30 protein-coding genes are annotated in these 26,142 nt (G+C 65.2%); 10 read left to right on the forward strand and 20 right to left on the reverse strand.

The annotated features are described in order from the left end of the window. Nucleotides 1-3 precede the first annotated feature (3 nt). On the reverse strand, nt 4-1,041 hold the full coding sequence (gene hemH / locus CVM73_RS12975) for a ferrochelatase (RefSeq protein ID WP_100232388.1): 1,038 nt from the start codon (nt 1,039-1,041) through the stop codon (nt 4-6). A gap of 83 nt (nt 1,042-1,124) precedes the next feature. Here hemH and CVM73_RS12980 point away from each other — a divergent pair, with 83 nt between their 5' ends. Beyond that, on the forward strand, nt 1,125-1,523 hold the full coding sequence (locus tag CVM73_RS12980; RefSeq protein ID WP_100232389.1) for an MAPEG family protein: 399 nt from the start codon (nt 1,125-1,127) through the stop codon (nt 1,521-1,523). Nucleotides 1,524-1,679: 156 nt separating this feature from the next. On the opposite strand, the gene CVM73_RS12985 is transcribed toward CVM73_RS12980, so the two are convergent. The 3 genes from CVM73_RS12985 to CVM73_RS12995 are packed head-to-tail and all read right to left on the reverse strand — an operon-like array spanning nt 1,680 to nt 5,517. Beyond that, nucleotides 1,680-2,801, reverse strand: a complete 1,122-nt coding sequence (locus tag CVM73_RS12985; RefSeq protein ID WP_208639196.1) for a nickel/cobalt transporter — start codon at nt 2,799-2,801, stop codon at nt 1,680-1,682. After that, the gene (locus CVM73_RS12990; protein ID WP_100232391.1) at nt 2,798-3,436 is read right to left on the reverse strand and encodes a DUF1007 family protein; all 639 of its coding nucleotides are present in this window, start codon (nt 3,434-3,436) and stop codon (nt 2,798-2,800) included. Before CVM73_RS12990 ends, CVM73_RS12985 begins: the two co-directional genes overlap by 4 nt. Then, nucleotides 3,436-5,517 carry a M3 family metallopeptidase gene (locus CVM73_RS12995; RefSeq protein ID WP_100232392.1) on the reverse strand — a complete coding sequence of 694 codons (2,082 nt, stop codon included), beginning with the start codon at nt 5,515-5,517 and terminating at the stop codon, nt 3,436-3,438. The genes CVM73_RS12990 and CVM73_RS12995 overlap by 1 nt, the downstream gene beginning before the upstream one ends. 136 nt (nt 5,518-5,653) lie before the next feature. Here CVM73_RS12995 and CVM73_RS13000 point away from each other — a divergent pair, with 136 nt between their 5' ends. The 5 genes from CVM73_RS13000 (at nt 5,654) to CVM73_RS13025 (ending at nt 10,485) form a co-directional block, all read left to right on the forward strand. Beyond that, nucleotides 5,654-5,908, forward strand: a complete 255-nt coding sequence (locus tag CVM73_RS13000) for a hypothetical protein (RefSeq protein ID WP_100232393.1) — start codon at nt 5,654-5,656, stop codon at nt 5,906-5,908. Nucleotides 5,909-6,581: 673 nt separating this feature from the next. Beyond that, nucleotides 6,582-7,724, forward strand: a complete 1,143-nt coding sequence (locus tag CVM73_RS13010) for a type III PLP-dependent enzyme (RefSeq protein ID WP_100232394.1) — start codon at nt 6,582-6,584, stop codon at nt 7,722-7,724. Between the two features lie 130 nt (nt 7,725-7,854). Next, a complete protein-coding gene (locus CVM73_RS13015; protein WP_100232395.1) occupies nt 7,855-8,442 on the forward strand; it encodes a GNAT family N-acetyltransferase in 588 nt (195 codons plus the stop codon). 146 nt (nt 8,443-8,588) lie between these two features. After that, nucleotides 8,589-8,978 carry a RidA family protein gene (locus CVM73_RS13020; RefSeq protein ID WP_100232396.1) on the forward strand — a complete coding sequence of 130 codons (390 nt, stop codon included), beginning with the start codon at nt 8,589-8,591 and terminating at the stop codon, nt 8,976-8,978. 64 nt (nt 8,979-9,042) lie between these two features. Then, nucleotides 9,043-10,485: a homospermidine synthase gene (locus CVM73_RS13025; protein ID WP_100232397.1), complete on the forward strand. Its 1,443-nt coding sequence runs from the start codon at nt 9,043-9,045 to the stop codon at nt 10,483-10,485. 165 nt (nt 10,486-10,650) lie between these two features. Here CVM73_RS13025 and CVM73_RS40305 read toward each other — a convergent pair whose 3' ends face one another. From CVM73_RS40305 to CVM73_RS13085, 11 genes are all read right to left on the reverse strand, one after another. Beyond that, complete coding sequence (locus CVM73_RS40305; protein WP_167406827.1) at nt 10,651-10,989, reverse strand: hypothetical protein; 339 nt, start codon at nt 10,987-10,989, stop codon at nt 10,651-10,653. A gap of 101 nt (nt 10,990-11,090) precedes the next feature. Further along, nucleotides 11,091-11,807 carry an MgtC/SapB family protein gene (locus CVM73_RS13035; protein ID WP_100232398.1) on the reverse strand — a complete coding sequence of 239 codons (717 nt, stop codon included), beginning with the start codon at nt 11,805-11,807 and terminating at the stop codon, nt 11,091-11,093. Between the two features lie 30 nt (nt 11,808-11,837). Continuing rightward, complete coding sequence (locus tag CVM73_RS13040) at nt 11,838-12,857, reverse strand: WD40 repeat domain-containing protein (protein WP_167406813.1); 1,020 nt, start codon at nt 12,855-12,857, stop codon at nt 11,838-11,840. Next, nucleotides 12,857-13,906: a CobW family GTP-binding protein gene (locus CVM73_RS13045; RefSeq protein WP_100232400.1), complete on the reverse strand. Its 1,050-nt coding sequence runs from the start codon at nt 13,904-13,906 to the stop codon at nt 12,857-12,859. Before CVM73_RS13045 ends, CVM73_RS13040 begins: the two co-directional genes overlap by 1 nt. Before the next feature lie 50 nt (nt 13,907-13,956). Further along, entirely contained in the window at nt 13,957-14,820 is an 864-nt protein-coding gene (locus tag CVM73_RS13050) for a metal ABC transporter substrate-binding protein (RefSeq protein ID WP_100232401.1), read from the reverse strand. 2 nt (nt 14,821-14,822) lie between these two features. After that, nucleotides 14,823-15,692 (reverse strand): metal ABC transporter permease, encoded by an 870-nt coding sequence (locus CVM73_RS13055; RefSeq protein ID WP_100232402.1) that lies wholly within the window; start codon nt 15,690-15,692, stop codon nt 14,823-14,825. Between the two features lie 6 nt (nt 15,693-15,698). After that, nucleotides 15,699-16,454 (reverse strand): metal ABC transporter ATP-binding protein, encoded by a 756-nt coding sequence (locus CVM73_RS13060; RefSeq protein ID WP_167406814.1) that lies wholly within the window; start codon nt 16,452-16,454, stop codon nt 15,699-15,701. Between the two features lie 2 nt (nt 16,455-16,456). Further along, entirely contained in the window at nt 16,457-16,693 is a 237-nt protein-coding gene (locus CVM73_RS13065) for a hypothetical protein (protein ID WP_100232404.1), read from the reverse strand. Nucleotides 16,694-16,863: 170 nt separating this feature from the next. Next, nucleotides 16,864-17,364, reverse strand: a complete 501-nt coding sequence (locus CVM73_RS13075; RefSeq protein WP_100232405.1) for a hypothetical protein — start codon at nt 17,362-17,364, stop codon at nt 16,864-16,866. Beyond that, nucleotides 17,361-17,972 carry a permease gene (locus tag CVM73_RS13080; protein WP_100232406.1) on the reverse strand — a complete coding sequence of 204 codons (612 nt, stop codon included), beginning with the start codon at nt 17,970-17,972 and terminating at the stop codon, nt 17,361-17,363. Before CVM73_RS13080 ends, CVM73_RS13075 begins: the two co-directional genes overlap by 4 nt. A 260-nt stretch (nt 17,973-18,232) precedes the next feature. Next, nucleotides 18,233-18,829 (reverse strand): superoxide dismutase, encoded by a 597-nt coding sequence (locus tag CVM73_RS13085; RefSeq protein WP_026312923.1) that lies wholly within the window; start codon nt 18,827-18,829, stop codon nt 18,233-18,235. A 245-nt stretch (nt 18,830-19,074) separates the two neighbouring features. On the opposite strand from CVM73_RS13085, the gene CVM73_RS13090 reads away from it, so the two are divergent. The 3 genes from CVM73_RS13090 (at nt 19,075) to CVM73_RS13100 (ending at nt 21,606) form a co-directional block, all read left to right on the forward strand. Continuing rightward, nucleotides 19,075-19,602, forward strand: coding sequence for a GNAT family N-acetyltransferase (locus tag CVM73_RS13090; RefSeq protein ID WP_100232407.1), 528 nt, complete (start codon nt 19,075-19,077; stop codon nt 19,600-19,602). Nucleotides 19,603-19,682: 80 nt separating this feature from the next. After that, nucleotides 19,683-21,065, forward strand: a complete 1,383-nt coding sequence (locus CVM73_RS13095) for an MATE family efflux transporter (protein ID WP_167406815.1) — start codon at nt 19,683-19,685, stop codon at nt 21,063-21,065. A gap of 106 nt (nt 21,066-21,171) precedes the next feature. After that, nucleotides 21,172-21,606, forward strand: coding sequence for a DUF2147 domain-containing protein (locus CVM73_RS13100; RefSeq protein WP_100232409.1), 435 nt, complete (start codon nt 21,172-21,174; stop codon nt 21,604-21,606). On the opposite strand, the gene CVM73_RS13105 is transcribed toward CVM73_RS13100, so the two are convergent. Beyond that, the gene (locus tag CVM73_RS13105; RefSeq protein WP_100232410.1) at nt 21,603-22,754 is read right to left on the reverse strand and encodes a DUF3095 domain-containing protein; all 1,152 of its coding nucleotides are present in this window, start codon (nt 22,752-22,754) and stop codon (nt 21,603-21,605) included. The genes CVM73_RS13100 and CVM73_RS13105 overlap by 4 nt on opposite strands. Nucleotides 22,755-22,963: 209 nt before the next feature. Between CVM73_RS13105 and CVM73_RS13115 the strand changes: the two genes are divergently transcribed. Next, a complete protein-coding gene (locus CVM73_RS13115; protein WP_100232411.1) occupies nt 22,964-23,362 on the forward strand; it encodes a ribbon-helix-helix domain-containing protein in 399 nt (132 codons plus the stop codon). Nucleotides 23,363-23,370: 8 nt separating this feature from the next. Here CVM73_RS13115 and CVM73_RS13120 read toward each other — a convergent pair whose 3' ends face one another. From CVM73_RS13120 to CVM73_RS13135, 4 genes are all read right to left on the reverse strand, one after another. After that, nucleotides 23,371-23,580, reverse strand: coding sequence for a hypothetical protein (locus CVM73_RS13120; RefSeq protein WP_100232565.1), 210 nt, complete (start codon nt 23,578-23,580; stop codon nt 23,371-23,373). Between the two features lie 126 nt (nt 23,581-23,706). Then, entirely contained in the window at nt 23,707-24,429 is a 723-nt protein-coding gene (locus CVM73_RS13125) for an SDR family NAD(P)-dependent oxidoreductase (RefSeq protein WP_100232412.1), read from the reverse strand. Further along, nucleotides 24,422-25,804 (reverse strand): class I adenylate-forming enzyme family protein, encoded by a 1,383-nt coding sequence (locus CVM73_RS13130; RefSeq protein WP_167406816.1) that lies wholly within the window; start codon nt 25,802-25,804, stop codon nt 24,422-24,424. The genes CVM73_RS13125 and CVM73_RS13130 overlap by 8 nt, the downstream gene beginning before the upstream one ends. Beyond that, on the reverse strand, nt 25,791-26,036 hold the full coding sequence (locus tag CVM73_RS13135) for an acyl carrier protein (protein ID WP_015688794.1): 246 nt from the start codon (nt 26,034-26,036) through the stop codon (nt 25,791-25,793). The genes CVM73_RS13130 and CVM73_RS13135 overlap by 14 nt, the downstream gene beginning before the upstream one ends. Nucleotides 26,037-26,142 lie beyond the last annotated feature (106 nt).

Below are 26,142 nucleotides of genomic sequence, written 5' to 3' on the forward strand. Positions count from 1 at the left end.
CCATCAGATCCAGCCCTGAAGCTCGCGCAGCACCAGGATGCGGATCACGTCCATGCCTGGTGCGCTGTCGTTGAGGCAGGGGATCGCGGAAAACTGCTCGCCGCCATTGTGCTTGAAGATCTCGGCGTTCTCCTGCGCGATCTCCTCCAGCGTCTCCAGGCAATCGGCGGAAAAGCCCGGCGTCACCACCGCGATGCGGCGCACGCCTTGCTTGGCGAGCCGCTCCATCGTCTTGTCGGTGTAGGGCTGGAGCCACTCGTCATTGCCGAAGCGGGACTGGAAGGTCAGCAGCAGTCTTGTCTCATCCATGCCGAGCCGGCGGCGCAGCGCCTCTGTCGTCGCGATGCAGTGCTGCTGATAGGGATCGCCCTTCTCGACATAGGATTTCGGCATGCCGTGGAAGGACGCCACGATCAGCTCCGGCTTGAAGGACAGCGTCGCCAGATGCGCCTCGATCGAGGTCGCGAGCGCCTCGATATAGGCCGCATCGTCATAGTAGGGCGGCGTCACCCGCAGCGTCGGCTGGTTGCGCAGCTGCGCGAGCACGCGGAACACCTCGTCGCAGACGGTCGCCGAGGTCGAGGCCGAATATTGCGGATAGAGCGGCACGGCGAGGATACGCTCGCAGCCTTTCGCGATCAGCGCGTCGATGCCCGATTTGATCGAGGGATTGCCGTAGCGCATCGCCCAATCGACAACGACGTGGTCGCGGTCCGACAAGGCGGCTGCGAGCTTGTCGCGTTGCGAGCGCGTGATGGTTTTCAGCGGCGACTCATCCCGCTCAGTGTTCCATATCTTGAGGTAGTCGAGGGCCTTGGTGCGGGGACGACGGCGCAGGATGATCCCGTTCAGCACCAGCTTCCAGATCAGGCCCTGGTCCTCGATGACACGGGCGTCACTGAGGAACTCCTTGAGATAGACCCGCACGCCCGGCGCATCGGCCGTATCCGGCGTTCCGAGATTGATCAGGAGCACGCCAACGCGCGGCAAGGCGGAATCGGCCGCCGGATTCGCGCTTTCGATGGGGACGACGCTGGTCATGGCTCTGTGGGTCGCGCGTTGGTCCGAACTTGTCAAGATGAGCCGGGGTTCGCTAGGGTCGCACCCAAGCGGGGGGAGGAAAGATGACACTCGCGGAATGGTGCGTCTTCGGAGCGCTGCTGCTCTATCTCTTGACGATCGCCTCGATCAAATGGATCAGGTTTCGCCGCTTCGACAATTCCCGGCCACGCGACCCCGCGTTCTACGAGGACGCCCTCTCGCAACGCGCGCTCGGCGCGCACCAGAACGGCATCGAGACGTTCCCGTTCTTCGCCTTCGCGGTGCTGCTCGCCGAATACAGGGATTCGCCGCAGCGGCTGATCGACGAGCTCGCCGCGCTGTTCCTGATCGTGCGGATCGCCTATGTGCTGACCTATCTCGGCAACCGCCCGACGCTGCGCTCGATCCTCTGGACCATCGGCTTTGCGATCAATCTAGGGATCTTCTTCATGCCGATGCTGAAGCGGTTTCTGCCGGGGTGAGGTCGTGAGACCGTGTCCCGGACGCGGTGCAGCGCCCTTGCGCTGCTCCGCAGAGCCGGGAACCAGAGGACGCCACCGAGCGTGCGGAGAGGTGGGCCCCGGCTCTGCAGCGCACCGTCGAAGGGACGCTGCGCTGCGTCCGGGGCACGAGTATCCCTAGAAGCACGTTGTCCGCTCGGCGGCGATGTAACCGAACAGCAGGCCGACGCCGAACAGCAGGACCAGGCCGGCGGCGCCGAACTCGATGCCGCGCATGAACAGCGCGCCGCCGCCGTCGTGTCCGGCGCTGAGGCGGGCGGCGATGTCCTTGGCGGAGACGGCGACGACCGCGATGGCCGCGACCGTGATCGCGGTGCCCAATCCCATCAGGAAGGTCGCGGCGATGCCGGCCCAGAACAGGCCCTGCGCCAGCGCGAACACCAGCACCAGGATGGCGCCGGAGCAGGGGCGGATGCCGACGGTGAGGATCGCCGCAAAGCCGCGCCGCCAGCCGCCGGGGCCGGCGAGCTCGCTGGGGGTGGGGCCATGGGAGTGGCCGCAATGCTCATCATGGACGTGAGCGTGCGCGTGGTGGTGGGCGTGGTCGTGACCGTGATGATCGTGGTGATGATGATCATGGCCGTGATGATCATGCGCATCATGATGATGGTGGTGATCGTGGTCATGATCGTGCGGCACGCCCGCAATCGCCGGCACCGGCTGGCTCGTCTGGAGTGCGCGGATGAAGGCGCCGCCCTTGACCCAGACCAGGCGCAGGCCGAACAGCGCGATCAGGGCGTAGCTCGCGATCTCGATCACCCCTTCCGCCTTGCACATGGTTTTCGCCGTCGCATTCAGCACCCAGGCCGAAATGCCGACGATGAGGATCGCGACCAGCGACTGCATCAGCGCGGAGGCAAACGACAGCGCGATGCCGCGGCGCGCGGTCTCGCGGTTGGCGACGAGATAGGAGGCGATCACCGCCTTGCCGTGGCCGGGACCGGCGGCGTGGAAGATGCCGTAGGCGAAGGAGATGAACAGCAGCGTCCACACCGCCGAGCCATCGGACTTCGCGGCCCGGATCGTCGCCGACATCTGGCGATAGAACTCCGACTGCTTTGCCAGCAGCCAGCCGACGAGGCCGCTGGCCTCGGGTTCGGCCGCCTGCGCGGGCCGCGGCGCGCCAAACGGATTTTGCGCGAGCAGATCGTGAAGTGCGGCGTCCGCCACGCCGAGCACGAGGACAATTGCGGCGCCAGCGAGCAGCCCGCGCCCGAGCGGAGAGAGTTGCGGCCTCAAGGACAATCCACCGTGATCTTGTTGGCGAACATCATGCCGAAATTCGAGTTCTCGCCGTTCAGGAAGGTCTGCTCGTTGAGCTTCTGCGCGCTCGCGGTGCCGTCGTTCGGCCGTTCCAGCTTCATCTGGCAGCCCGCGGGCGCACCGACCAGCTTGATCGGACTGTCCTTGGCCATCTGGAAGTCGATGAAGAAGGAGCGGTCGAACACTTCGAGCACCAGCTGCCTGGGCTTGACCGGGTTCTTCAGCGGCAGCGTGAAATGGAGGGTCAGCACCGTATCCTTGTAGTCGAGGAAGTAGTCGACCGGCTCCTGGAATCGCTCCTTCTTGCCGTCGGCTCGCGCAAAGGTGAAGTAGGCGTATTCCTTGAGCGACTCGACGTTGGTCTGTGCCAGCGGCTTGAGCTCCTCGCTTGTGTAGGCGCCCTTGGTCTTGCTCTCGAGCCCCTGCACCGCATAGGCCGAGAACATGTCGTCGAAGGTCCAGGCGTGGCGCACGCCGGTGATCGAGCCGTCGGCCGCGTAGAGCAATTCGCTGGTCGCGGTGATCCAGACATGCGGATGCGCGCTCGCCGTGCCCGCGGCGAGCAACAGGCCAGCGACGAGCAGCCATCCGAACATGGCGCGCATGCCCATCAGGCGGCCTTCGCCGTTTCGAGCAGGCCGCGGCGGCGCAGCAGCGCGTCCGGCTCGGGCGGGCGGCCGCGGAAGGCCTCGTAAGCGGCCTCCGGATCGACCGATCCGCCGGAAGAGTAGATGTCGTCGTGCAGGCGCTTGGCCACGGCCGGATCGAAAATGTCGCCGGCCTCCTCGAACGCGCCGAAGGCATCGGCGTCCATCACCTCCGACCACATGTAGCTGTAATAGCCCGCGGCATAGTGGTCACCGGTGAAGATGTGGCCGAACTGTGTGGGCCGGTGACGCAGCGCGATCTCCTCGGGCATGCCGATCTTCTCCAACTCCTTCTTCTCGAAGGCGCGGACGTCCGCGGCAGCCTCGGCCGGCTGGGTGTGGAATTCGAGGTCGATCAGCGCCGAGGAGACGAACTCGACCGTGGCAAAGCCCTGGTTGAATTTTCGCGCGGCAAGGAAGCGTTGCAGCAGATCGTCGGGCAGCGGCTCACCGGTCTGGTAGTGGCAGGCGAACTTCTGCAGCACCTCGGGCCGCTCCTGCCAGTGCTCGTAGAGCTGCGACGGCAGCTCGACGAAGTCGGTGAACACTGACGTGCCCGACAGCGAGGGATAGGTCACGTTGGAGAGCATGCCGTGCAGGCCGTGGCCGAACTCGTGGAACAGGGTGCGGGCATCGTCGGGCGACAGCAGCGAGGGCTCGCCGCCGGCGCCCTTGGCGAAATTGCAGATGTTGAGCACCAGCGGCGCGACGTCGCCGTCGAGCTTCTGCTGGTCGCGCAGCGAGGTCATCCAGGCGCCGGAGCGCTTCGACGGCCGGGCGAAGTAGTCGCCATAGAACAGCGCCTTGTGCTTGCCGTCCGGCCCCTTCACCTCCCAGACCCGGACGTCGGGATGCCAGACCGGAATGTCCTTGCGCTCCTCGAAGGTAATGCCGAACAGGCGCGTGGCGCAGTCGAAGGCGGCGGCAATCATGTGGTCGAGCGAAAGATAGGGCTTGATCGCGGCGTCGTCGAAATTGGCGCGCTGAAGGCGCAGTTTCTCGGCGTAGAAGCGCCAGTCCCAGGGCGCGAGCTTGAAATTGCCGCCCTCTTCCGTGATCAGCGCCTGCATCTCGTCGCGGTCGGCGAGCGCGCGTGCCCTCGCCGGCTTCCAGACCCGCTCCAAGAGGCCCCGCACCGCTTCCGGCGTCTTGGCCATGGAATCTTCGAGCCGGTAGGCGGCGAAAGTCGGGTAGCCCAGAAGCTTGGCGCTCTCCTCGCGCAGCTTCAGGATCTCGACGATGGTTCCATTGTTGTCATTGGCGTTGCCGTTGTCGCCACGCGCGATGAAGGCCTTGTAGACCTTCTCGCGGAGGTCACGCCGTGCCGAGCTCTTCAGGAACGTCTCGACCGAGGAGCGCGACAGCGTGACGATGGCCTTGCCGGCCATGCCGCGCTCTTCCGCCGCAGCCTTGGCAGCGGCGACAAAGCTCTCCGGCAGGCCCTGGCGGTCGGCCTCCCCGAGCTCCATGACCCAGTCCTGCTCGTCGCCGAGCAGATGGTGGCTGAAGCCGGTGCCGAGCTGGGCCAGCCTCTCGTTGATCTCGGCCATCCGCGCCTTGGCTTCTTCGGAGAGGCCGGCGCCGGCACGGTGGAAGCGGGTGTAGGTGCGCTCCAGCAGGCGGAGCTGCTCGGGCGAAAGACAGAGCGAGGCGCGGTTCTCGTGCAGCTGGGCGATGCGGCCGAACAGCACGGCGTTCATCATGATCGGATTCCAGTGCCGCGCCATCCGTAAGGAGACCTCCTTGTCGATCTCCAGGATGGCCGGGTTGGAATGCGCCGAGACGAGGTCGTAGAACACCGCCGCAACCTTGCTCAGCAGCTTGCCCGAGCGCTCCAGCGCCGTGATGGTGTTGGCGAAGTCGGGCGCCGCCGGATCACTGGTGATCGCCGTGATCTCGGCGGCATGGTCCGCAAAGGCCTGCTCGAACGCCGGCAGGAAGTGCTCGGGCTTGATCTCGTCGAAGGGCGGGGTCGCAAACGGCTTCACCCAGGCCTTCAGCAGCGGGTTGGTCTCGGCGTCGGTAATTTGGCGGGATTCTGACATCACAAGTCCGGTTTTCGTGGCTCGATTGTTGCGGCCAGCTATAGCACGCGATGGGGCTTTTTTGGGCCATTTGCCCTTGCTCCCGGCCGCCTTTTCGGGGAGATTGCGGCCCTCGAAGTCAGGACCCCTGAGCCCCATGAACGCGCCTTCTTCCTCGTCCCGCCAGATCGTCTGGCCCAGCGTCATCACCGTCATCAGCGCCGCCATCCTGATCGGCGCCGAGGTGTTCGGCGCGGCGTTTGCCGGCGGCTGGGCGCTCGCGATCCTGTTCGGTCTCGGAGACCAGGGCGCGCACATCCTCCAAGCCGTGTTGTTCACACTCGGCGTGCTCGTGATGACCGCCTTCATCCGCGGCGCTCAGCGCGTCGAGCCCTTCACGAAGCGCGGCTGACGCTTCTCGCGCGCGAGCAACACGCGCTGTGCATTGAAAACTTAACGCGCGTTCATCTTCCGCGTCGCTCGCGCAACACTGCGCAAGCAGATGTTAGGCAATTCTGTTCTCAGCCTAAAAAAATTCTTGCGAACCAGAGTCAAAACGCTTATGTGCGGACTTGCCCAATTTCGCACGTGCCTGTGGTCGTGTGTCAGTCGGTAGGTATCCGGACAAGAGGCCGGACAGCCGCCAAGGGGTGAAGAAGCCGAGGGGCTCTTCGGAAGTGCGGAAGTCGAGACTGCAGAGTCGAGCGACCGAAGCAAACCCGAAGCGTCCAGCATCTCTCTCAAAGAGATGCCATGTCGAAGGTGACTTCGCTCTTTGCAACCGTGACTGGCAGCCGGAGGCGAACCGGCGCACCCCGCTCTCAACGGGGGACGCGACTTAAAGCAACGACGGATCGGGCTTTTTTGGTCTCTACCGGCAGTCCAACGCCGGCGCGGGCTACTGAAAAGGCTTGTCCTTCATTGCCAGGTGTGCGGGCGGGAATCTCTCCCAACCAATCCACGGCAGCACAGTCTGGTTTGAGTTTTTTGTCCTCAACGCGCCTCCATCGCGCGGTGTGGCCGAAGCGCTCTCATCAGACGTCACGTTGATACGGCTCCCGTCGCTGGGACCGTTGGAGAGTGCCATGACCGAACGTATCCAGGAATTCCTGCGCAACCGCCGCAAGGATGGCCTCGACACCGAGCCGTGCCTCGTCGTCGACCTCGAGGTCGTGCGCGACAATTACCAGAGCTTCGCCAAGGCGCTGCCCGACAGCCGCGTGTTCTACGCCGTCAAGGCGAACCCGGCGCCGGAAGTGCTGGCCCTGCTCGCGTCCATGGGCTCCTGCTTCGACACCGCGACCGTCGCGGAGATCGAGATGGCGCTGGCCGCGGGTGCGACGCCCGACCGCATCTCCTTCGGCAACACGATCAAGAAGGAGCGCGACATCGCGCGCGCCTTCGCGCTCGGCATCCGGCTGTTCGCGGTCGACTGCGCCGCCGAGGTCGAGAAGGTCGCCCGTGCCGCGCCGGCTGCGAAGGTGTTCTGCCGCATCCTCTATGACTGCGCCGGCGCCGAGTGGCCGCTGTCGCGCAAGTTCGGCTGCGACCCGGAAATGGCGGTCGAGGTGCTCGACGCTGCCAAGCGCCTGGGCCTGGAGCCGTGCGGCATCTCCTTCCATGTCGGCTCGCAGCAGCGCAAGGTGAAGGCGTGGGACCGCGCGCTGGCGATGGCCTCGCAGGTGTTCCGCGACTGCGCCGAGCGCGGCATCAACCTCACCATGGTCAACATGGGGGGCGGCTTCCCGACCAAGTACCTGAAGGACGTGCCGCCGGTGGTGACCTACGGCCGCTCGATCTTCCGCGCGCTGCGCAAGCACTTCGGCAACCAGATCCCGGAGACCATCATCGAGCCGGGCCGCGGCATGGTGGGCAACGCCGGCGTCATCGAATCCGAGGTCGTGCTGATCTCGAAGAAGAGCGACGAGGACGAGGTGCGCTGGGTGTACCTGGACATCGGCAAGTTCGGCGGTCTCGCCGAGACCATGGACGAGTCGATCCGCTACGCCATCCGCACCCGTCACGACGGCGCGGACATGACGCCGTGCGTGCTCGCAGGTCCGACCTGCGACAGCGCCGACGTGCTGTACGAGAAGACCCCGTATCCGCTTCCCGTGACGCTCGAGATCGGCGACAAGGTGCTGATCGAAGGCACCGGGGCCTATACGTCGACCTACTCGTCGGTGGCGTTCAACGGCATTCCGCCGCTGAAGACCTACCACATCTGATCCGCCTCTCTGTCTGAGGCCTGACGAACCCGGGAGCCGGCTTGCCGGCTCCCTTCCCGACATTGCCATTCTGACGACGCTCGAGTCCGCGTGCCCTTGGCGCACGGATTCAAGCGGGGACTGACGTGCCATGACTGCTCCTCGGAAGCCACAACTCGCCCTCACCTCGAAAGCCGCTCCGTTCGCGATCCGTGCGGAACGTGCTGTCGACGTCGCCGTCCGTGAAGCGCTGCTGGATGCCTGCTTTGGCGAAAACCGCCATGACCGCACCTGCCAGCGCCTGCGCGACGGACGTGCACCTGCCGCAGGCCTTGCCCTGTCGGCGATGCGTGAGGGCAAGCTCGTGGGAACCGTGCGGCTGTGGCATGTCAGCGCCGGAGGCAGGCCCGCTCTGGTCCTTGGACCGCTGGCGGTGGACCCTGCCTGCCGCGAGCTCGGGATCGGCGCCGCGCTGATGCATCAAGCGCTGGCCGCCGCCCGGGCGCGCGGGCATGAAGCCGTGATCCTGCTCGGCGATGCCCCCTATTACGCGCGCTTCGGCTTCTCGACCGAGAAGACGGCCGAGCTGTCGCTGCCCGGCCCATTCGAGCGCGACCGCCTGCTGGCGATCGAGTTCGCCGAAGGTGCGCTGGATGGGGCCGCAGGGATGATCGTGCCGACCGGTGCGGCCTTGCCCAAACGGAGGTCGGTTCGCGCCCTCCAGGCGCACGCGGCCTAACGGATCGCTCTGATAGCGAAGGCCGAAGGCCGCATGGAGCGGCAACGCTCCGCTGCGCCTGCGCCAAGCCCTTTCCTTTGGGGTTGCACAGGCGCCGGAAACGCCCTTTAACCCCGCAAAACACCCTTCTGTCGAGGTCCCTGACCATGTCCCGTCGCCTGATCTCCACCGGCTCTCCCCTCGAGAAGACGGTCGGCTATAGCCGCGCCGTGATCGACGGCGAGTTCGCCTTCGTCGCGGGAACAACCGGCTACGACTACACCACGATGACGATGCCGGCCGATGTCACGAGCCAGTCACGCAACTGCTTCAAGACCATCGCAGCCGCCCTGAAGGAGGGCGGATTCGAGATGGCCGATATCGTCCGCGCGACCTACTACGTCACCGACGCCAGCTACATCGATGCCCACTTCGCCGTCTGCGGCGAGGTTCTCGGTGACATCAGGCCGGCTGCGACCTTGCTGGTCGTCAGCGCCCTCGCCAAGCCCGAGATGAAGGTCGAGATCGAAGTCACCGCCAAGCGCCGCAGCATCTGACAAGCGCCGCAGCGCCTGATCCACACACCCTTTGTCCGCCAGCACGTTCCGGAGAAACCATCCCATGAGCCCTCCCTCGCAGATCTACGCGAAGATCACCGGCCCCATCGTCATGGTCGGCTTCGGCTCCATCGGCAAAGGCACGCTGCCGCTAATCGAGCGGCATCTCGACTATGACAAGTCGCGCATCACCGTGCTCGATCCCAAGGACGAGGGCCGCAAGGCGCTTTGCGAGAAGCACAATGTCCGCTTCATCCAGAAGGGCCTGACCAAGGACAATTATCGCGAGGTGCTGACCCCGCTGCTCACCGAGGGCGGCGGCCAGGGCTTTTGCGTCAATCTCTCGGTCGATACCGGCTCAACCGACATCATGGAGCTCTGCAACGAGCTCGGCGCGCTCTACATCGACACCGTCAACGAGCCCTGGCTCGGCTTCTATTTCGACGCGTCGAAGGGCCCGGAAGCGCGCTCCAACTACGCGCTGCGCGAAGTGACGCTGGCCGCCAAGAAGGCCCGCTCCGCCGGCTCGACCACGGCCGTCTCCTGCTGCGGCGCCAATCCCGGCATGGTCTCCTTCTTCGTCAAGCAGGCGCTGCTCAATGTCGCCGCTGATCTGAAGCTCAATGCCCCCAGGCCAAAGACCAAGGCCGAATGGGCGGATTTGATGCGGCAGGCCGGCATCAAGGGCATCCACATCGCCGAACGCGACACCCAGCGCTCGAAGAAGCCGAAGGAGCCCGATGTCTTCGTCAACACCTGGTCGGTGGAAGGTTTTCTGTCGGAAGGCGTGCAGCCGTCCGAGCTCGGCTGGGGCACCCATGAAAAATGGATGCCCGAGAATGCGCGGACCCACGAGGCCGGCTGCGGCGCCGCCATCTATCTGATGCAGCCCGGCGCCAACACGCGCGTGCGCACCTGGTGCCCGACCCGCGGGGCCCAGTATGGCTTCCTCGTCACCCACAATGAGTCGATCTCGATCGCCGATTATTTCACCGTGCGCGACGCGTCGGGCAAGGCGATCTACCGGCCGACCTGCCACTATGCCTATCATCCGGCCGATGATGCCGTGCTGTCCCTGCATGAAATGTTCGGCCGCGCCGGGAAGATGCAGGAGAAGCACCACATCCTCGACGAGAACGAGATCGTCGACGGCATCGACGAGCTCGGCGTGCTGCTGTTCGGCCATGACAAGAATGCCTATTGGTACGGCTCGCAGCTCTCCATCGAGGAGACCCGCGAGCTCGCGCCCTATCAGAACGCCACCGGCCTGCAGGTGACCTCCGCCGTGCTCGGCGGCATGGTGTGGGCGCTGGAGAACCCGAACGAAGGCATCGTCGAAGCCGACGAGATGGACTTCGATCGCCTCTTGGAAATCCAGCTGCCGTATCTCGGCCCGGTGAAGGGCTTCTACACCGACTGGACGCCGCTGACCGATCGTCCGGGACTGTTTCCGGAGGACATCGATACGAGCGATCCCTGGCAGTTCCGGAATATTCTGGTGCGGTGAGGCGCGACACGTCTCGCCTCACCCACCGCCGTCATGCCCCGCGCAGGCGGGGCATCCAGTACGCCGCGGCGGTCGTGATTGAACCGAGATGCTGGTGATTACTGGATCGTCCGCCTTCGCGGACGATGACACTGAGTGTGTGGCTGGGAGCGTGCGCCGACCGCCCTACTTCTTCTCGATCGGCGGCGCGATCTTCTCGGGCGGCGCCTGCGGCAATGCCGGCTTAGCGGCACCCGCCGCGCCCTGCGTCTGGGAATCGGGCCGCGCGGGCTCAGGCGCCGGGGTGGTCGGCCGGTCGCCGCCGGGCTTGGACTCCGCGGGTGTCTTACCTTGATCGTCGGACGGGGTGCCCTGAAGCGGCGGCGTCCCCTGCGCCATCTCCATCCGGCTTTCGGCGCGGATTTGCGCGAGCGATATCACCGACACCACGACGCCTGCTGCGAACAGCGCAGCGGCAATTGCCAGATCGAGCTTCAGTCTGCGCTTGTCATCCCGGCCGGGCATATCGATCACCGCCTTTGTCCACCGGGATCAACGAAACTGGGGCGCGCCGGTTCCGAACGGACAGGGCAGGAACCGCCTCCTCGCGCGCCAAAACGCCGCCCTCACTCGGTCGTGCTGACCTCCCAGGTCGCGTGGCGCACGCCCGGCAAATGCTGGAGATCAGTCGCCACCGCGTTCAGCTCATTCGGGTCGACCGCGGTCGCGACCAGCTTTGCGGCGATCTCCAGGATGTCGTCGCCGATTTCGGCCACGTCGATATCAGCCACCGAATATTTCGCGATCTCGAGCTTCTCGACGAGCCGGTCGCGCATGTCCGGAAGAGCATCGGCCGCAACCGCAAGCTTGAAATAGTAGGTTGCCTCCAGTGCCTTCTCATTGAGCGGGATGCGGTTGATCGCATTGACCAGCGGGCGCAGCATGGTGTTGCCGGCAATCACGAACACGGTGAGCGCGGCCGCCTGCGCGATCATGTCGGCGCCGGCGCAGGAGCCGACCGCAGCCGACGCCCACAGCGTCGCCGCGGTGTTGAGGCCGCGGACGTCCATGCCCTGCTTCATGATGACGCCGGCTCCCAGGAAGCCGATGCCGGACACGACATAAGCGATCACACGCACCGCGCCGTCCGCGCCTGCCAAATTCATGGCGAGATCGACGAAGGCGGCAGCGCCGACCGCGACCAGCACGTTGGTGCGCAGGCCGGCGGTGCGCTGGCGGTATTGCCGCTCGGCACCGATCAGCGTGCCCAGCACGAAGGCTGTGGTCAGGCTGACCAGCGTGTCGGCGAAATCCGCAAGCTGGAAGGTCGTCAGGAACCGCATGTTTTCCTATACGGCCGGAACCATGACGAATTAAAGCTCCAGCAGGCCGCCGTCCCCATTTTCGTCGGCGAAAGCCAGCAGCGTGCCCTTCGCATTCCAGGCGATCGCGGCCACGGGCGGCGTGCCATTGCGGCGTACAAGGATCTCCGCGCCGTCCTCCAGCCGCACCATCAGCACGGTGCCGTCGCTGTAGCCGGCGGCGAGGATATCGTTCTTCGGATGGCAGGCGACCACGGACACGCGCGCCTGTAGCGGGGCAAGCATCGCGGGCTCCTTGCCCATCGGACCGTCCTTGCTGCCGAACGGCCAGATGATGACGGTGTCGGCGCCCGAGGTTGCGAGCCCCTTGCCGCCCGCGCTCCAGGACATCGAGCGGACCCGGCCGGGATAGCCGGTCATGCGCATGTGCCGGTTATCAGCGAGCCGCCAGCCATGCAGCGCCGGCTCGTGCATCGCGGTGACGAGAAACTTGTTGTCGGGGCTGAAGGTGACCGCGTGATGCGAGCCGGCCCAGGGCAGGAATTCGGCCGATCCCGCCATATTCGGAAACCACAGCGTCACGCCGTTATAATGCGCGATCGCGAGCCGCAGACCCTTCGGCGCGAACGCAAGTCCGCCGACGGTCGAGGGCACTTCGATCGACTTCTCTTCAGTCTTGCCGCTCTTGACGGTCGCGGTCTTGCCGGCCGACCAGGCGAAGGCGCCGTCGGCGTGCAGCGCCACTGCGTCGATCCAGCGCCGCTTGGGATCGGTGGCAAGCAGTGTCACCTCGCCCTTGGCATCGAGCGACACGACCTTGCCGTCGTCGCCGCCCATCACGAGGCGCTTGCCGTCGGAAGCGACCGAGAGAATGCCGCCGCTGTGCACGGCGACCGTGGCGATCTCACCCTGCGCGTCGACGAACGCGACGTTCTCCTCGCCGCCGACGAAAGCGGCGCGAGGCCCGAGGAAATGCACCGAGGTCACGGCCATCCCCAGCGCGACCGGCTTGACGCGGTCGGTGACGGAGACGATCGAGGCGGAATCGGAAGCCGGCGTAAACTCTTTCATCACGAGACGATGCAGCTCTCGAAGCCCTTGCGGATCGCCTCTTCCGGCAATTCGCGGCCGATGAAGATGAGGCGGCTCTCGCGCGGCTCGCCGTCCTTCCACTTCCGCTGGTGGTTACCCTCCAGCATCATGTGGACGCCCTGGAAGACATAACGGTCCTCGTCGTCGTGGAAGGCGAGGATGCCCTTGGAGCGCAGGATCTTGCCGCCCTCGATCTGCACCAGGTTCTGCAGCCAAGGCATGAACACGTTGGGATCGAGCGGCTTGTCGGTCTTGAGCGACAGCGACTGCATCTCCTCGTCGTGATAATGCTTCAGGCCATTGCCGTGATCATGGTGATGATGATCGTGGCCGTGATGGTGGTGATGATCATGGTCGTGGTCATGATCGTCGGCTTCCAGGAAATCCGGCTCGATGTCGAGGATGCGGTCGAGATCGAACGCGCCGCGGTCGAGCACGTCGGCCAGCGCCACCGAGCAGCGCTCGGTGCGGTGCAGTTTCGCATAGGGGTTGATGCCGCGAATGCGGGCCTCGACCTCGGCAAGCTCGCCCTTGTTGACGAGGTCGGTCTTGTTCAGCACGATCACGTCGGCAAAGGCGATCTGGTTCTTGGCCTCGGGTGCATCCTTCAAACGGTCGGACAGCCACTTTGCGTCGGCGACCGTGACGACCGCATCGAGCCGCGCGTTCTTCTGCACGTCCTCGTCGACGAAGAAGGTCTGGGCGACCGGCGCCGGGTCGGCGAGACCGGTGGTCTCGACGATGATGGCGTCGAACTTGCCCTTGCGCTTCATCAGGCCGTCCATGATGCGGACGAGGTCGCCGCGCACGGTGCAGCAGATGCAACCATTGTTCATCTCGAACACTTCCTCATCGGCGCCGATGATGAGGTCGTTGTCGATGCCGATCTCGCCGAATTCGTTGACGATGACGGCGTATTTCTTGCCGTGGTTTTCCGACAGGATGCGGTTCAGGAGCGTGGTCTTGCCGGCACCGAGATAGCCGGTCAGGACGGTCACGGGAATCTTTTGGGACGTCGCTTCAGACATAACAACTCCGGACTTTAAGGCTTATTCGCGCGACGCGAGGCGGCCCCTGCCTAATGGTCAAGCGCGCTGGTCAGGGCCTTTATATTGTGCCTGACCATGTCAATGTAAGTGGGTGCAGGCCCCTTTTCGCCGGTCAAACCGTCCGAAATCAGGGTCCCGCCGACCTTTGCCCCGGTCTCGGCCGCGATCCGCCGGATCAGGCGGTCGTCGCTGATATTTTCCAGGAACACGGCCGGGATCTTCTGGGCCTTGATCTGGCCGATGATGGCGGCGATGTCGCGCGCGCTCGGTTCGGTTTCCGTGGAGACGCCGAGGGGGGCGATGAACTGGATACCGTATTCGGCGGAAAAATAGCCGAAGGCGTCGTGGGTGGAGATCACCTTGCGCCGCCCCGGTGGGAGTTTCGCCACGGCGTCGCGGACCTCGCGATCCAGTGTTTCGAGCTTTTCCAGATAGGCCTTGGCCTGGGCGCGGAAGAAGTCCGCCTCACCCGGGACCGCGGCGGCCAACGCATTGGCGATGTCGGTGACGTAGATCTTGGCGTTGGGGATGGACTGCCAGGCATGGGGATCTGCGGCGGAGCCGAGTTTCAGCGGCGCGATGCCGGCGCTTGCCGTGACCACCTGCGCCTTGCTGCCCGCGGACTGCACGAGGCGCGGCAGCCAGCCCTCGAGGCCGAGCCCGTTGACGATGACGAGCTTCGCCTCCGCGACTCGCTTCGCATCGGCGGGGGGCGGCGGATAGACGTGGACGTCGCTGTCGGGGCCGACCAGTGTCGTCAGGCTGATACGGTCACCACCGACATTGCGGACGAAGTCGCCGAGGATCGAGAAGCTCGCGACCACGTTGAGCCGCTCCGCGGCATGCAGCGGCGAGCCAATCAGCAACAGCGCACAAAACAGGATGAGCCGCATCGTCACGCTTCCAGATGCCGGCCGGGAAACAGCTGCCGGACGATACCGCCGATGCGGCCGAACAGGACGGAAACGACGTAGAGCACCGTCGCGACGAGAATGACCGCAGGGCCTGATGGCACCCGGGTCTGGAACGACAGCACGAGGCCCGCATAGCCCGAGACCGCGGCAGCAACGACGGCGATGCAGATCATGGCGGTGAGATCGCGCGACCAGAACCGCGCGATGCCGGCGGGCAATATCATGAGGCCGACAGCAAGCAGCGTTCCGAGCGCCTGAAATCCGTTGACGAGGTTGATGACGACGAGCGCGAGGAAGGCGAGATGCGCAGGCCCCCCCGCGCGGCTGACGGTGCGCAGGAACAGCGGATCGACGCTCTCGATCACCAGCGGGCGGTAGATCACCGCGAGCACCAGCAGTGTGACCGTGGCGTTGAAAGCCACCACCAGCAGCGTCTGATCGTCCATCGCGAGGATGTTGCCAAACAGCACGTGGAGTAGATCGATATTGGTGCCCTTGATCGAGACGATGGTGACGCCGAGCGCGAGCGAGGCCAGATAGAAGGTCGCGAGCGAAGCGTCCTCCTTCAGCCCGGTCGAGCGCGCGACCACACCGGCGAGAATTGCGACCGCAAAGCCGGCGACGAGACCGCCGGCCGTCATCGCGAACAGGTTGAGACCGGAGAGCAGAAATCCGACGGCGGCGCCGGGCAGGATTGCATGCGCCATGGCATCGCCGACGAGGCTCATCCGCCGCAGCATCAGGAACACGCCGATCGGCGCGCCGGCCAGCGCCAGCGCGATCACGGCAGCAAGCGCCCGCCGCATGAACTCGAATTCGGTGAACGGACCGATCAGCGCATCATAGATCATCGGATATCAGGCCGCCCGCGAGCTGATATCATCGGCCGCGCAGGCCGCGGCGGTGTCGTCGAACGCTTCGCACATCCGCATCGCGACCAGCAGGTTTTCCGGCGTCAGCACCTCCGCCGTCGGGCCCCACGCGACTGGGCCCCGCGCCAGCACCAGCGTCTCGGTGAAATGGTTGCGCACCATCTCCATGTCGTGCAGCGCGGCGAGCACGGTGCGGCCCTCGCCATGCCAGCGCTTCACCAGCGCGAGCAGATCGGCCGTGGTCTTAGCATCGATGGCGTTGAAGGGCTCGTCGAGCACGATCAGGCTCGCATCCTGGAGCAGCACGCGCGCGAACAGCACGCGCTGCATCTGGCCGCCAGAGAGTGTGCCGATCGGACGGTTCTCGAAACCGCTGAGGCCAACGGCGCCGATCGCGCGGAGAATCTTGTCGCGCGCGGCCTTGCCGATGCCGCCAAACAGGCCGGCCCCGCGCCACAGCCCGGTGCTGACGAAATCGAACACCGAGATCGGGAAGCTGCGGTCGACCTCCGCGCTTTGCGGCAGATAGGCGATGTCTCGGCTGTCGAGCCCGCCGAGATGGATGCTGCCGTCGAGCGGTTTGAGGATGCCGACGATGCCGCGCAGCAGCGTCGACTTGCCGGCGCCGTTCGGACCGATCACGGCGACCAGCGCGCCGCGCGCGACCTCGCCGTTGAGATGGTGCACGGCGGGATGCCGGTCATAGCCGAGCGTGACGTTGTGAAAATGCAGCGCCGCCATGGTCACCTCATCGCCAGGAAGACGATGCCCCAGAGCACGGCGCAGACGGCGAGCGCGGCCGCGAGACGGCCCGCCATGGTCATGCGCAGGATCGACCAGGGCGCCGCCTGGGCCGGATGCGGTGACGCCACATCGTGAACATGGGCGTGGATGTGGTCGTGCCCATGCGAATGCCCGTGGCCATGGGAGTGGCCATGGGCATGGTCGTGATGGTGAGCGTGTGACGCGGTAGGAACCATCCCGAAACGTTATATTATAACATTACCCCTGTCCACGCTTCTAGGCGTCATCCCGGGGCTATGCGGAGCATAGAACCCGGGATCTCGAGATTCTCAGGTGCGCAATTGCGCACCAGAGTTCGGCTCTTTGAGCCGCCCCGGAATGACGTCCCAAGGCGTCACGCCCGGGCTCAGGGCTTGCCGATCACCATGGCGATGGCAGCCGCCACGAACGGGAACGGCACCGAAACGGCGCAGCGGAACCAGACGAAGCGAGCCGGCATGAACGGGATTTCCCACAGAATCACCCGCTGGAAGGCGAATAGCGCCCAGGCGACGACATACGCGACCACTTGCGGCACCCCACCGCCCGACTTCAGCGCCACGGTGCCGATGGAGAAGCCGACCACGGGGCCGCCGGGCGTGGCCGCGCCGGCGATCACGGCGGTCGCGACTCCAGGCCAGCCGCTGTCCGGCCCGAGCCAGCCGGTGATCACCTCCTGCGGGATGATGGCGGCGATGTAGCCGGAGCCGATCACCCCCAGCGCGATCCGCGGCACGATGTTGATGAAGTCCATCGAGCCCTCGCGCAGGGATGCCTTGAACACCGGCGGGCCGCGGCGGAACGCGATCAGGCCGACGCCGAGCACCGAGCCCCACAACAGGATGTCGATTAGGAGCGCCGCGCTCAACTCTCGTCGTCCTTCGCGAGCGGCTTCGGATAGAGCCTGATATAGACGAAGCGGCCGAGGGCGCCGGCGAGCACCGGCAGCGGCAGCGAAATCACGATCCGCCACAGCGTGAAATCGGTGCCCATGATCGGAATTTCCCAGGCGACAGCCCGGCCGTAGCCGATCAGCGTCCAGCTCACGACCATGGCGATGGTGGCGCCGAAATCGGCGCCGACCGCGAGCAGCGCGCTCGCCACGGGATAGGCGGTGAAGGGCCCGCCCGGCAGGATCGCGCCGAAGGCGGTGCCGATCAGAAGCCCCATCAGGCCGGATTTCGGTCCGAGCGAGCGCGAGACTTTCTCGTGCGGCAGGATCTCGGAGATGAAGGCGCCAAGCAGACAGCCGGCCAGCACGCGCGGCAGGATGCCTGAGAACAGCGAGAGATCGTGGGTGAGGATGTCGAGAACGCCGTCGGTGCCGTCACGCCGCCAGACCAGACCTGCGCTCACCGCCACCAGGACCGCGATGATGATGGTCGACCAGCCGATCGGCTTGCGCACACGCCCCGGCCGCGGCTCGGACTCCGCGTCCTCGGCAGGCGCCGGGTCTTTCGGGGAAGGTTCTAACAACGGGCTCGGGTCGGATCGAGGGGATGCCCGTCCTGATTAAGGGTACCGCCGAGGTGATGCAAACGGTGTGATGACAGACCCATGCGCGCACCACGCAGGGCAATTCCGCACAGCAAAAAAGGCGGCCGCGCACGCGACCGCCTTGTCTGTCATTCCGGGGCGGCGAAGCCGAACCCGGAATCCATTCGTCCACACGGACTGACGCCCGATGGATTCCGGGTTCGATGCTGGCGCATCGCCCCGGAATGACGAGTGAGAACTCAGGCCTTATCGAACAGGGACTCGACGTATTCCCAGTTCACGAGGTTTTCCACGAACGCCTTGAGATAGTCCGGGCGGCGGTTGCGATAGTCGATGTAGTAGGAGTGCTCCCAGACGTCGCAGCCGAGGATCGGGGTGGCGCCGTGCACAAGCGGATTCTCGCCGTTCGGGGTCTTGGAGATCTCGAGCTTGCCGTTCTTGACCTGGAGCCAGCACCAGCCGGAGCCGAACTGGCCGACGCCGGCCGCCTGGAAGTCGGTCTTGAACTTCTCGAAGCCACCGAGGTCCTCGTTGATCTTCTTCTCGAGCTTGCCCGGCAGCTTGGTGCCGCCGCCATTGGGCTTCATCCAGCTCCAGAAGTGGATGTGGTTGTAGTGCTGGCCGGCATTGTTGAACACCGCGGGGTTCTTGCCGAACGAGCCCTTGACGATCTCTTCAAGGGACTTGCCTTCCCATTCGGTCCCCTTGAGCGCGTTGTTGCCGTTGGTGACGTAGGCCTGATGATGCTTGTCGTGGTGATATTCCAGCGTCTCCTTCGACATGTACTGGCCGAGGGCGTCATAGGCGTAAGGGAGTGGGGGCAGCGTAAAGGTCATGGGTTCTTGTCCGCAACTGGTGGGGAACGAGTTCTAACGGTCACCCCTTATAGAAGGTTCCTGCGGCATTAAATACCTCAGAATTTCGAAAACGCGTGACGGCGACGCTTGGCACGATTGCATAAAATCTTCGCAGCACGCGGACGTCCGCGCGGTCGTTGCGCCTTGATGCAAAATATCATTGCCTTTGAGGCGCTTATGACAGAACGAATGCCCTACGCACCGACCCTGCGAAAGACAGAGCCATGAGCATCGAGATCGACATTTTGAACGGCGACGCCTCGTGGCCGATTGCGGAGCCGCTGCATCAGGCGGTCTGGGGACCGCATATGGTCGCGAATAAGCCCTGGGCTCACATCAAATGGGAAAACGCCCATCTGCGCGTGCTGCTCGAAACGCCCGAGGACGGCCTCGTCTGCCATGTCGGCATCTACTTCCGCACCGTCACCTGGAACGGACAGAAGGTTCACGTCGGCGGCCTCGGCGGCGTCTGCACGCGTGAGGACCGGCGCGGCCGCGGCTACGCGACGATCGCCATCGACGCGGCGGTGCATACCATGCGCGCCAACGAGGCGGTCCGCTTCGGGCTGCTGTTCTGCGAACCGCACAATTTCGCGTTCTACGAGGCCCGCAAATGGCAGCCCTTCAAGGGCGAGGTCTATTGCCAGCAGCCGGAGGGGCGGATCCGCTTCGACTACATGTCGCCCTATGTCTTCAACATCGTCCGCGCGCCGACGCTGGGCACCATCGACCTATGCGGCCTGCCGTGGTGAGCCCTGCGTGAGCAAGGGCTGCGCCGGCCGTCTCACGCCCTATAATATGTCGATCATCATCTAAATTCCACCCGGTGAACATGACGATCGACGCCCCCTTAGACGCCGTCCCGCCGGTTGCGGTCGCCTCTCCCATCGCCAGCCTCCTGACCGCGCCGATCCTGCCGACGCTGCTGCGGCTCGCGATCCCCAACATGATTGCGATGGTCGGCAGCACGCTGGTTGCGGTGGCCGAGACCTCCTATATCGGCCGGCTCGGCACCATTCCGCTCGCCGCGATCGCGCTGGTGTTTCCGTTCGCGATGCTGACGCAGATGATGAGCGCAGGCGCGATGGGCGGCGGCGTCTCCTCCGCGATCAGCCGCGCGCTCGGCGCCGGGAATCGCGACCGCGCCGCGACGCTGGCGCTGCATGCCGCCATCATCGGCCTCTGCGGCGGGCTGTTCTTCACGGTGATGATGCTCGTCTTCGGCCGCTCCTTCTTCGCGCTGCTTGGGGGACGCGAGCGCGTGCTCGAGGAGGCCAGCGGCTATTCGCAAGTGCTGTTCTCCGGTGCGGTCGCGATCTGGCTCGTCAATACGCTGGCCTCGGTGATCCGCGGTACCGGCGACATGCGCCTGCCCTCGATGACGCTGATCGGGGCGAGCGTGCTCCAGATCGCGCTTGGCGGCACGCTGGGGCTCGGCCTGTTCGGAATGCCGCAATTCGGCATGCCGGGCGTCGCAAGCGGCCAGCTGATCGCGTTCAGCTGCGCCGCGATCTTCTTGCTCTGGTATCTTTTGTCCGGCCGCAGCCGGTTGCAACTCGATTTCCGCGCCTTCCATTTCGAACGCGCGATGTTCCTGGACATCCTCAAAGTCGGCGCGGTGGCCTGTTTGTCACCACTCCAGACCGTGCTCACCATTCTGATCTTCACAAAAATCCTCGCGACCTTCGGCACCGAGATGCTGGCCGGCTACGGCATCGGATCGCGGCTGGAGTTCTTGCTGATCCCGATCACCTTCGCCTTCGGCATCGCCTCGGTGCCGATGGTCGGCATCGCGATCGGCGCCGGACATGTGACGCGCGCGCGGCATGTGGCCTGGACGGCGGCTGCGGCCTCCGGACTCACGGTCGGCCTGATCGGCCTCGCCGTCGCACTTGCTCCGTCGCTGTGGGTCGCGCTGTTCACGCGGGATTCCGGCGTCACCGCCGCCGCACACAGCTATCTCCACTGGGCAGGTCCGGCCTTCGTGTTCTTCGGCATGGGCGTGTCGCTGTACTTCTCCTCGCAAGGCGCCGCACGTGTCGGCGGCCCCGTGCTCGCTTCCACCGCACGGCTGCTGATAGTCGCGATCGGCGGCGTGGCCCTGATGATGGCACAGGCGCCGTCCTGGACCCTGTTCGCGCTGGTCGGCGGCGCCATGGTCGTGTTCGGGCTGTCGACCGCGGCCTCGGTCGCGTTCGTGCGATGGGGCAAATGATCGCAGGCAAACATTCAGGCAATTAAACGCAGGAATGTGATTCCAGCCGGCGTTGCACTATCCTGCCGGGCTGCTATGGAGGCGCTCTATTTTCGGGGCCTTCTCCATGACTTCCAGATTCGCAGCTCTCATCGTCCTGCTCGCCGCGCTGCTTGGCGCAACGAACGCCCATGCGCAGAATGCCGACGGGACCTGGCTCACCCAGGCGGGTGATGCACGCGTCAAGATCAGCAAATGCGGCGGCGGCATCTGCGGCCATATCGTCTGGTTGCGCGAGCCCTATGACACCTCAACCGGCCAGCCCGCCACCGACAGCAAGAATCCCAATCCCGCACTCACCAGGCGTCCGATGATCGGATTGCCATTGTTCAGCGGCATGGAGCCCGCGGGGCCGAACAAATGGGCGGGCCAGATCTACAATGCCGACGATGGTAGCACCTATGCGAGCAGCATCAGCCTAAGTGGCGCGGACTCGCTGCGGGTCGAAGGCTGCGTCGGCGCGCTCTGCGGCGGTGAAACCTGGACGCGCGCGGGGCGCTAACTCGCTGCCATCATCGCCTTCAATGCCGTTGCCGCCGAGGCATAGCCGCCCCGCGCGCCGTCGATGAAGTGGACGTGATCGCTGCGCAGCGCTGACGGCGTGAAACAGGTCATCATCGCGGCATCCTGTTGATAGAGGCCGTAGCGCACGATGCCGTCGCGCGCGGCGGCCGCGAGACGATCGCTCAACGCGCGCGCGAGCTGCGGAGTGCAGTCGAGAATCATGCGCAGACCGTCGTCATACTTGCGGAAGTCCGAGTTCTCGACGACCTGGCGTTTGTAGACGTTCGGCACGAAACCGCCGATCTTGATGTCGAAGCGCATGATCAGATAGACGAACAGCGTATAGGCCAGCACGCTGGCTCTGCGCGCCAGCAGCGGACCGCCGCGCTTGGTGCGGGCTTCGAATTCCAGTCCCTGCGGCGGCCACTTCAAAGGCGGCCCCTGCGGCGGCACCGGGCGGCCGCCCTCCGGGCTGCGCTCGACGAGATGGATGACGTCCTCGATCACCTTGCGGAAGGCGTGCGGATCGACGCCGCGCGCCGGCATCACCAGCACCGACAGGATCAGGCCGCGCGCGGCCGGCATCACCTCGAAGCGGCACGACAGGCCCGAGAGGTCCGGCTGTGTGCCGGCGGGCGCCTCCTCGACCGCAAACTCGCCGCGCTTCATCGCGGCGTCGGCCCAGGCAAGCCCGCCGCCCGAGAACATCGCGTAGGACAGGTTTGGCGACGGCCCGAAGCGGGCGACGCGCACGTCGAGGCCCTGAGCGCGAATGACGCTGACCGGCACCAGTGCGACGCGCATGGTCAGATCGAGATCTTCCCGCACCCAGGTCGCGGTCGCAGCCAGCGCCTCGCGGGCGAGCTCGACATCGTCTGGCGCAACCGCGAAGCTGGCGCCGTCGCCGCCGAACACGAAGGGGAATTCCCGCCCCTCCAGCGCATTGGTCACCGCCGCGATCACGGCGGCGCCGGCCATGTTCACCGCCTTGTAGCGCTGCGCCGCGATCGCCTTGGTCGAATCGACGATATCGGCAACGCCGATGCTCCAGTCGTCCGGCAGCGGCGAATACAGCACCGGATCCATCAGGCTGGTGAAGCCGCGGAAGACCGGAATGCCGCTGTAGAAAGATTCGCCTGAGGTCATCGGGAATGCCGGATGGTTGGAATGCGAAACAAATACGTGGCAGGATCGATCCGGGTTCGCTGGCCGGCGCCCCTTTCGATCATTGGCCGAAACGGACCCGGACAACAAGATGCGGCCGCGTTGCAATGCCGCAGCGGGGTCATTGATCGGCATCAAACGACCGCCCGGGGAGAGCGGCTATCGTTGCTCGGCTTCAAGGGTTGCATGGGATGATTGAGGTGTCCGACTTCGGCAGCAAGGACTCCACTTCTCCGGTCCGCCGGCGCACGGGCATCGACCCAATCAGCGCGGTGAAGATGCCCGAAAGACTGACGGCAGCCGTCGATGCCTGGGCGGAAGCACACTACCTGACCCGCTCGGATGCGATCCGCAAGCTGATCGAGCTGGGCCTGAAGATCGCGCCCACGGCCCTCACGTCGGCGCAGCCGATCGCATCGGACGCCACCAGGATCGAAGAGATCGCAGTACACGAGATCGAGTCGCTGCTCGATCCCGCCCTGCCGGCCGACGAACGCGAGCGCCGCGTCCGCCGCCTCACCGAAGGGCCGCCGGAATTTTCGCATGAACGAATTGATCTGCCGAAGGACTTGCCGACGCAGCAGACGTGATAGCTGAATTAGTGCAGCTTCTCGTCTTGGGCCTTGCGCAAGGTTTCGAGAGACGCATCATGGCAGCCGATCAGGCGAACGAATTGCTGCGGGTACATTTCATGCCCGTGACCGCCGGAATTCTGATGCGTCATCGGCGGGGAGTGGACATCGTCCGGCTTCGCACGGGATTGCTCCGTGTGGCCCTGATTTGAAGCGGTCATGTTAGGTGTGGTCATGGACTGCTCCCTGTCGATTAGGGCAGATCGATTGACGTAACCCAATCGATTGTAGGGCATCTTACGACCAAATCCGGCTGGATGTCATTGTGCCGGATCAACGCAATCATGACCGCAGGGTTCCGCTTATGCCGTATTCCCCGCATCGACCGTGAACACCGTCCCAGTGACGTTACGGCCACCTTCCCCCAGCAGGTATTCCACCATGCGCGCGACATCATCCGTCTCCGGCAGGCGACGCAGCGCGCTGCGGCCGGCGATGCGCTTGCGTCCCTCGTCGGAGAGATTGTGGGTGAGCTCGGTGTCGATGAAGCCGGGCGCGATCGCATTCACGGTGATGCCGAGCTTGCCGACCTCGCGCGCGAGCGAGCGGGTGAAGCCGGTGGCGGCGGCCTTGGTGGCGCCGTAGACCGACAGGCCGTTGTAGCCCGTGGTCGCGATGATCGAGGAGATGTTGATGATGCGGCCGGCGCCATCCGCCATCATCTGCCGCGCGACATATTTGGTGAGGATGATCGGCGACAGCACGTTGAGCTGCACCAGTGCCGCAATCTCGGAATTGTGCATGGTTGCGAGCAGGCCTTCGGTGCCGAGGCCGGCATTGTTGACGAGGCCATAGATCGGGCCGAATTCGTCGCGCACCAGTTTTGCGAAGGCCGGGATCGCATCGATCACGGCAAGATCGCAGGCACGGAAATGCAGGCGCCCCTCGGCCTCGGCAATCGCACCCTTGAGCTCGTCGCTCTCGCGCCGCGCGGCCGCGATCACGTTGAAGCCGGCGCCAACGAGGCGCCTGCCAATCGCAAGGCCGATGCCGCGGCTGCCGCCGGTGACCAGAACGTTATGCATCGGTGCGCGCCAGTTTTCCGGCCGGGGTGACGTCGAGCGTCTCGACGAAGCGGATCACCGCCGGCACCTTGTGGGACGTGAGCTGGGCGCGGCACTGCTCCAGAATCTGGTCGCGGATCTCTTTCGCGCGTGCCGGATCGGTGCCCTCAGTGAGGATCACATCGGCAACGACGATGCCGCCGGTGATCGGGCTCTTGCGCGACTTCGCGCGTGACATCCGCACGTCGGGATGACGGTTGATCACCGCCTCGATCTCCTCGGGGTGGACCTTCAGCCCGCCGATATTGATGATGCCGCCGCGACGGCCGACGAAATAATAGCGGTCGCCGCGCAGCTCGACGATATCGCCGCTGTCGACGAAGCCGTCTGCATCAGTGAGCGCTGCCGCGTTGCGGCCGACATAGGCATGCGCAGTGCGCGCCGAGCGGATCCGCAGCGAGCCGTCGACGACCTTCATCTCGACGCCGTTGCGATTGCCGAGATAATCGGCCGGAAAGCCCTCCAGCCCGTCATTCACGGCGAAGCCGACGCCGGCTTCGGTCGAGGCGTAGGCATGGCCGACGGAGGAATTGGGAAATGCCGCCTTCAAGCCGTCGAGCACGGCCTGGTCGGCGATCTCGCCGGAGAGACGGACGTAGCGAGGGGCGAATTGCGCGGCCGAGCCGCTCATCAGGAGCTTGCGCCAATGCGAAGGCGTGCCGGAGATATGCGAGACGCCGCGCGCGTTTAGCCGCGCGACGTGAGCGGCGAGCGCCTCATGCGGATCCGAAAGCACCATCGAGCCGCCGGAGAGGATGGCGCGGAGGAAGATCTGCAGGCCACCATAGCGGCGGATGTCGTAGAACGTGGCCCAGACCGGCGCAGGTCCGCGCGCAGGGCCTTCGGCAACGATGGCGCCGGTCAGCGCTTCCAGGCTATGGCCGGCGATTTTCGGCACGCCTGAAGTGCCCGAAGTCAACATCAGCCATTCGGTGGCGCGCTCGGTCTTGGCCGGCGCGGCGGCTTGAAGCGGCAAATGCGCGGCGACGACCAGCGACACGCCGGTCTCGGTCCGGCGATCGGGCTCGTCGGTGACGACGGCATCGATCCCGGCGTCGGCGATCAAGGTGTCGAGATGCGCCGGGTTAAGATCGGGCGGACACAGCAGCATGCGACGGGCGATGCCGTCGAGCTCGATCATGGCAAGGCCCGACCGGAGCTGGTCGGACAGCTTGAGCAGCACGGCACGGCCGGACAATTCGTGCAGCCGGCCGCCCAAAACCGTGTGCGACAGGATGTCCGTCAGCGAAACGACATCGTGCGCATCGGAGATCGTGCGGCCTTTCAGCTCGGCGCCGAGATGGTCGCGAAGCGCAAAGATCTCACGCGGGGACATTTTCGTAGGCCCGCACGAAATCGCCCACCGTGGCGGGGAACGCGGCGTCCTCGGAAATGGTGAAGGGATCGACGCCGGTCTCGTCCTCGAGGCGCGCCACAAGAATCGCGAAGGCGAGCGAGTCGAAGCCCGTCTCGTGCAGGGACAGATCGTCCGAGAGTGCGGGAAGCGTGACGTGCTGCTCCTTGGCGATCTGCTGGATCGCTTCAATGACCTTAGACCTTACCGACATGGCTGGCTCGCTTTTCGTTATCGTTCGTGTTGTGGCGGCTCTTGATGACCGCCTCCCCGTGGCCGTCTGTTTACCCGACAGAAGTAAATGGCTTCTTGGACAATTC

This window comes from Bradyrhizobium forestalis (genome assembly GCF_002795245.1).
In the GTDB taxonomy this organism is placed as follows: Bacteria; Pseudomonadota; Alphaproteobacteria; order Rhizobiales; family Xanthobacteraceae; genus Bradyrhizobium; species Bradyrhizobium forestalis.

Bases quoted from the DNA above. Each gene is read 5' to 3' on its own strand.
- hemH (WP_100232388.1), bottom strand. From the start codon at position 1,041: ATGACCAGCGTCGTCCCCATCGAAAGCGCGAATCCGGCGGCCGATTCC.
- CVM73_RS12980 (WP_100232389.1), top strand. From the start codon at position 1,125: ATGACACTCGCGGAATGGTGCGTCTTCGGAGCGCTGCTGCTCTATCTC.
- CVM73_RS12990 (WP_100232391.1), bottom strand. From the start codon at position 3,436: ATGGGCATGCGCGCCATGTTCGGATGGCTGCTCGTCGCTGGCCTGTTG.
- CVM73_RS12995 (WP_100232392.1), bottom strand. From the start codon at position 5,517: ATGTCAGAATCCCGCCAAATTACCGACGCCGAGACCAACCCGCTGCTG.
- CVM73_RS13000 (WP_100232393.1), top strand. From the start codon at position 5,654: ATGAACGCGCCTTCTTCCTCGTCCCGCCAGATCGTCTGGCCCAGCGTC.
- CVM73_RS13010 (WP_100232394.1), top strand. From the start codon at position 6,582: ATGACCGAACGTATCCAGGAATTCCTGCGCAACCGCCGCAAGGATGGC.
- CVM73_RS13015 (WP_100232395.1), top strand. From the start codon at position 7,855: ATGACTGCTCCTCGGAAGCCACAACTCGCCCTCACCTCGAAAGCCGCT.
- CVM73_RS13020 (WP_100232396.1), top strand. From the start codon at position 8,589: ATGTCCCGTCGCCTGATCTCCACCGGCTCTCCCCTCGAGAAGACGGTC.
- CVM73_RS13025 (WP_100232397.1), top strand. From the start codon at position 9,043: ATGAGCCCTCCCTCGCAGATCTACGCGAAGATCACCGGCCCCATCGTC.
- CVM73_RS40305 (WP_167406827.1), bottom strand. From the start codon at position 10,989: ATGCCCGGCCGGGATGACAAGCGCAGACTGAAGCTCGATCTGGCAATT.
- CVM73_RS13035 (WP_100232398.1), bottom strand. From the start codon at position 11,807: ATGCGGTTCCTGACGACCTTCCAGCTTGCGGATTTCGCCGACACGCTG.
- CVM73_RS13040 (WP_167406813.1), bottom strand. From the start codon at position 12,857: ATGAAAGAGTTTACGCCGGCTTCCGATTCCGCCTCGATCGTCTCCGTC.
- CVM73_RS13045 (WP_100232400.1), bottom strand. From the start codon at position 13,906: ATGTCTGAAGCGACGTCCCAAAAGATTCCCGTGACCGTCCTGACCGGC.
- CVM73_RS13050 (WP_100232401.1), bottom strand. From the start codon at position 14,820: ATGCGGCTCATCCTGTTTTGTGCGCTGTTGCTGATTGGCTCGCCGCTG.
- CVM73_RS13055 (WP_100232402.1), bottom strand. From the start codon at position 15,692: ATGATCTATGATGCGCTGATCGGTCCGTTCACCGAATTCGAGTTCATG.
- CVM73_RS13060 (WP_167406814.1), bottom strand. From the start codon at position 16,454: ATGGCGGCGCTGCATTTTCACAACGTCACGCTCGGCTATGACCGGCAT.
- CVM73_RS13065 (WP_100232404.1), bottom strand. From the start codon at position 16,693: ATGGTTCCTACCGCGTCACACGCTCACCATCACGACCATGCCCATGGC.
- CVM73_RS13085 (WP_026312923.1), bottom strand. From the start codon at position 18,829: ATGACCTTTACGCTGCCCCCACTCCCTTACGCCTATGACGCCCTCGGC.
- CVM73_RS13090 (WP_100232407.1), top strand. From the start codon at position 19,075: ATGAGCATCGAGATCGACATTTTGAACGGCGACGCCTCGTGGCCGATT.
- CVM73_RS13095 (WP_167406815.1), top strand. From the start codon at position 19,683: ATGACGATCGACGCCCCCTTAGACGCCGTCCCGCCGGTTGCGGTCGCC.
- CVM73_RS13100 (WP_100232409.1), top strand. From the start codon at position 21,172: ATGACTTCCAGATTCGCAGCTCTCATCGTCCTGCTCGCCGCGCTGCTT.
- CVM73_RS13105 (WP_100232410.1), bottom strand. From the start codon at position 22,754: ATGACCTCAGGCGAATCTTTCTACAGCGGCATTCCGGTCTTCCGCGGC.
- CVM73_RS13115 (WP_100232411.1), top strand. From the start codon at position 22,964: ATGATTGAGGTGTCCGACTTCGGCAGCAAGGACTCCACTTCTCCGGTC.
- CVM73_RS13120 (WP_100232565.1), bottom strand. From the start codon at position 23,580: ATGACCACACCTAACATGACCGCTTCAAATCAGGGCCACACGGAGCAA.
- CVM73_RS13125 (WP_100232412.1), bottom strand. From the start codon at position 24,429: ATGCATAACGTTCTGGTCACCGGCGGCAGCCGCGGCATCGGCCTTGCG.
- CVM73_RS13130 (WP_167406816.1), bottom strand. From the start codon at position 25,804: ATGTCCCCGCGTGAGATCTTTGCGCTTCGCGACCATCTCGGCGCCGAG.
- CVM73_RS13135 (WP_015688794.1), bottom strand. From the start codon at position 26,036: ATGTCGGTAAGGTCTAAGGTCATTGAAGCGATCCAGCAGATCGCCAAG.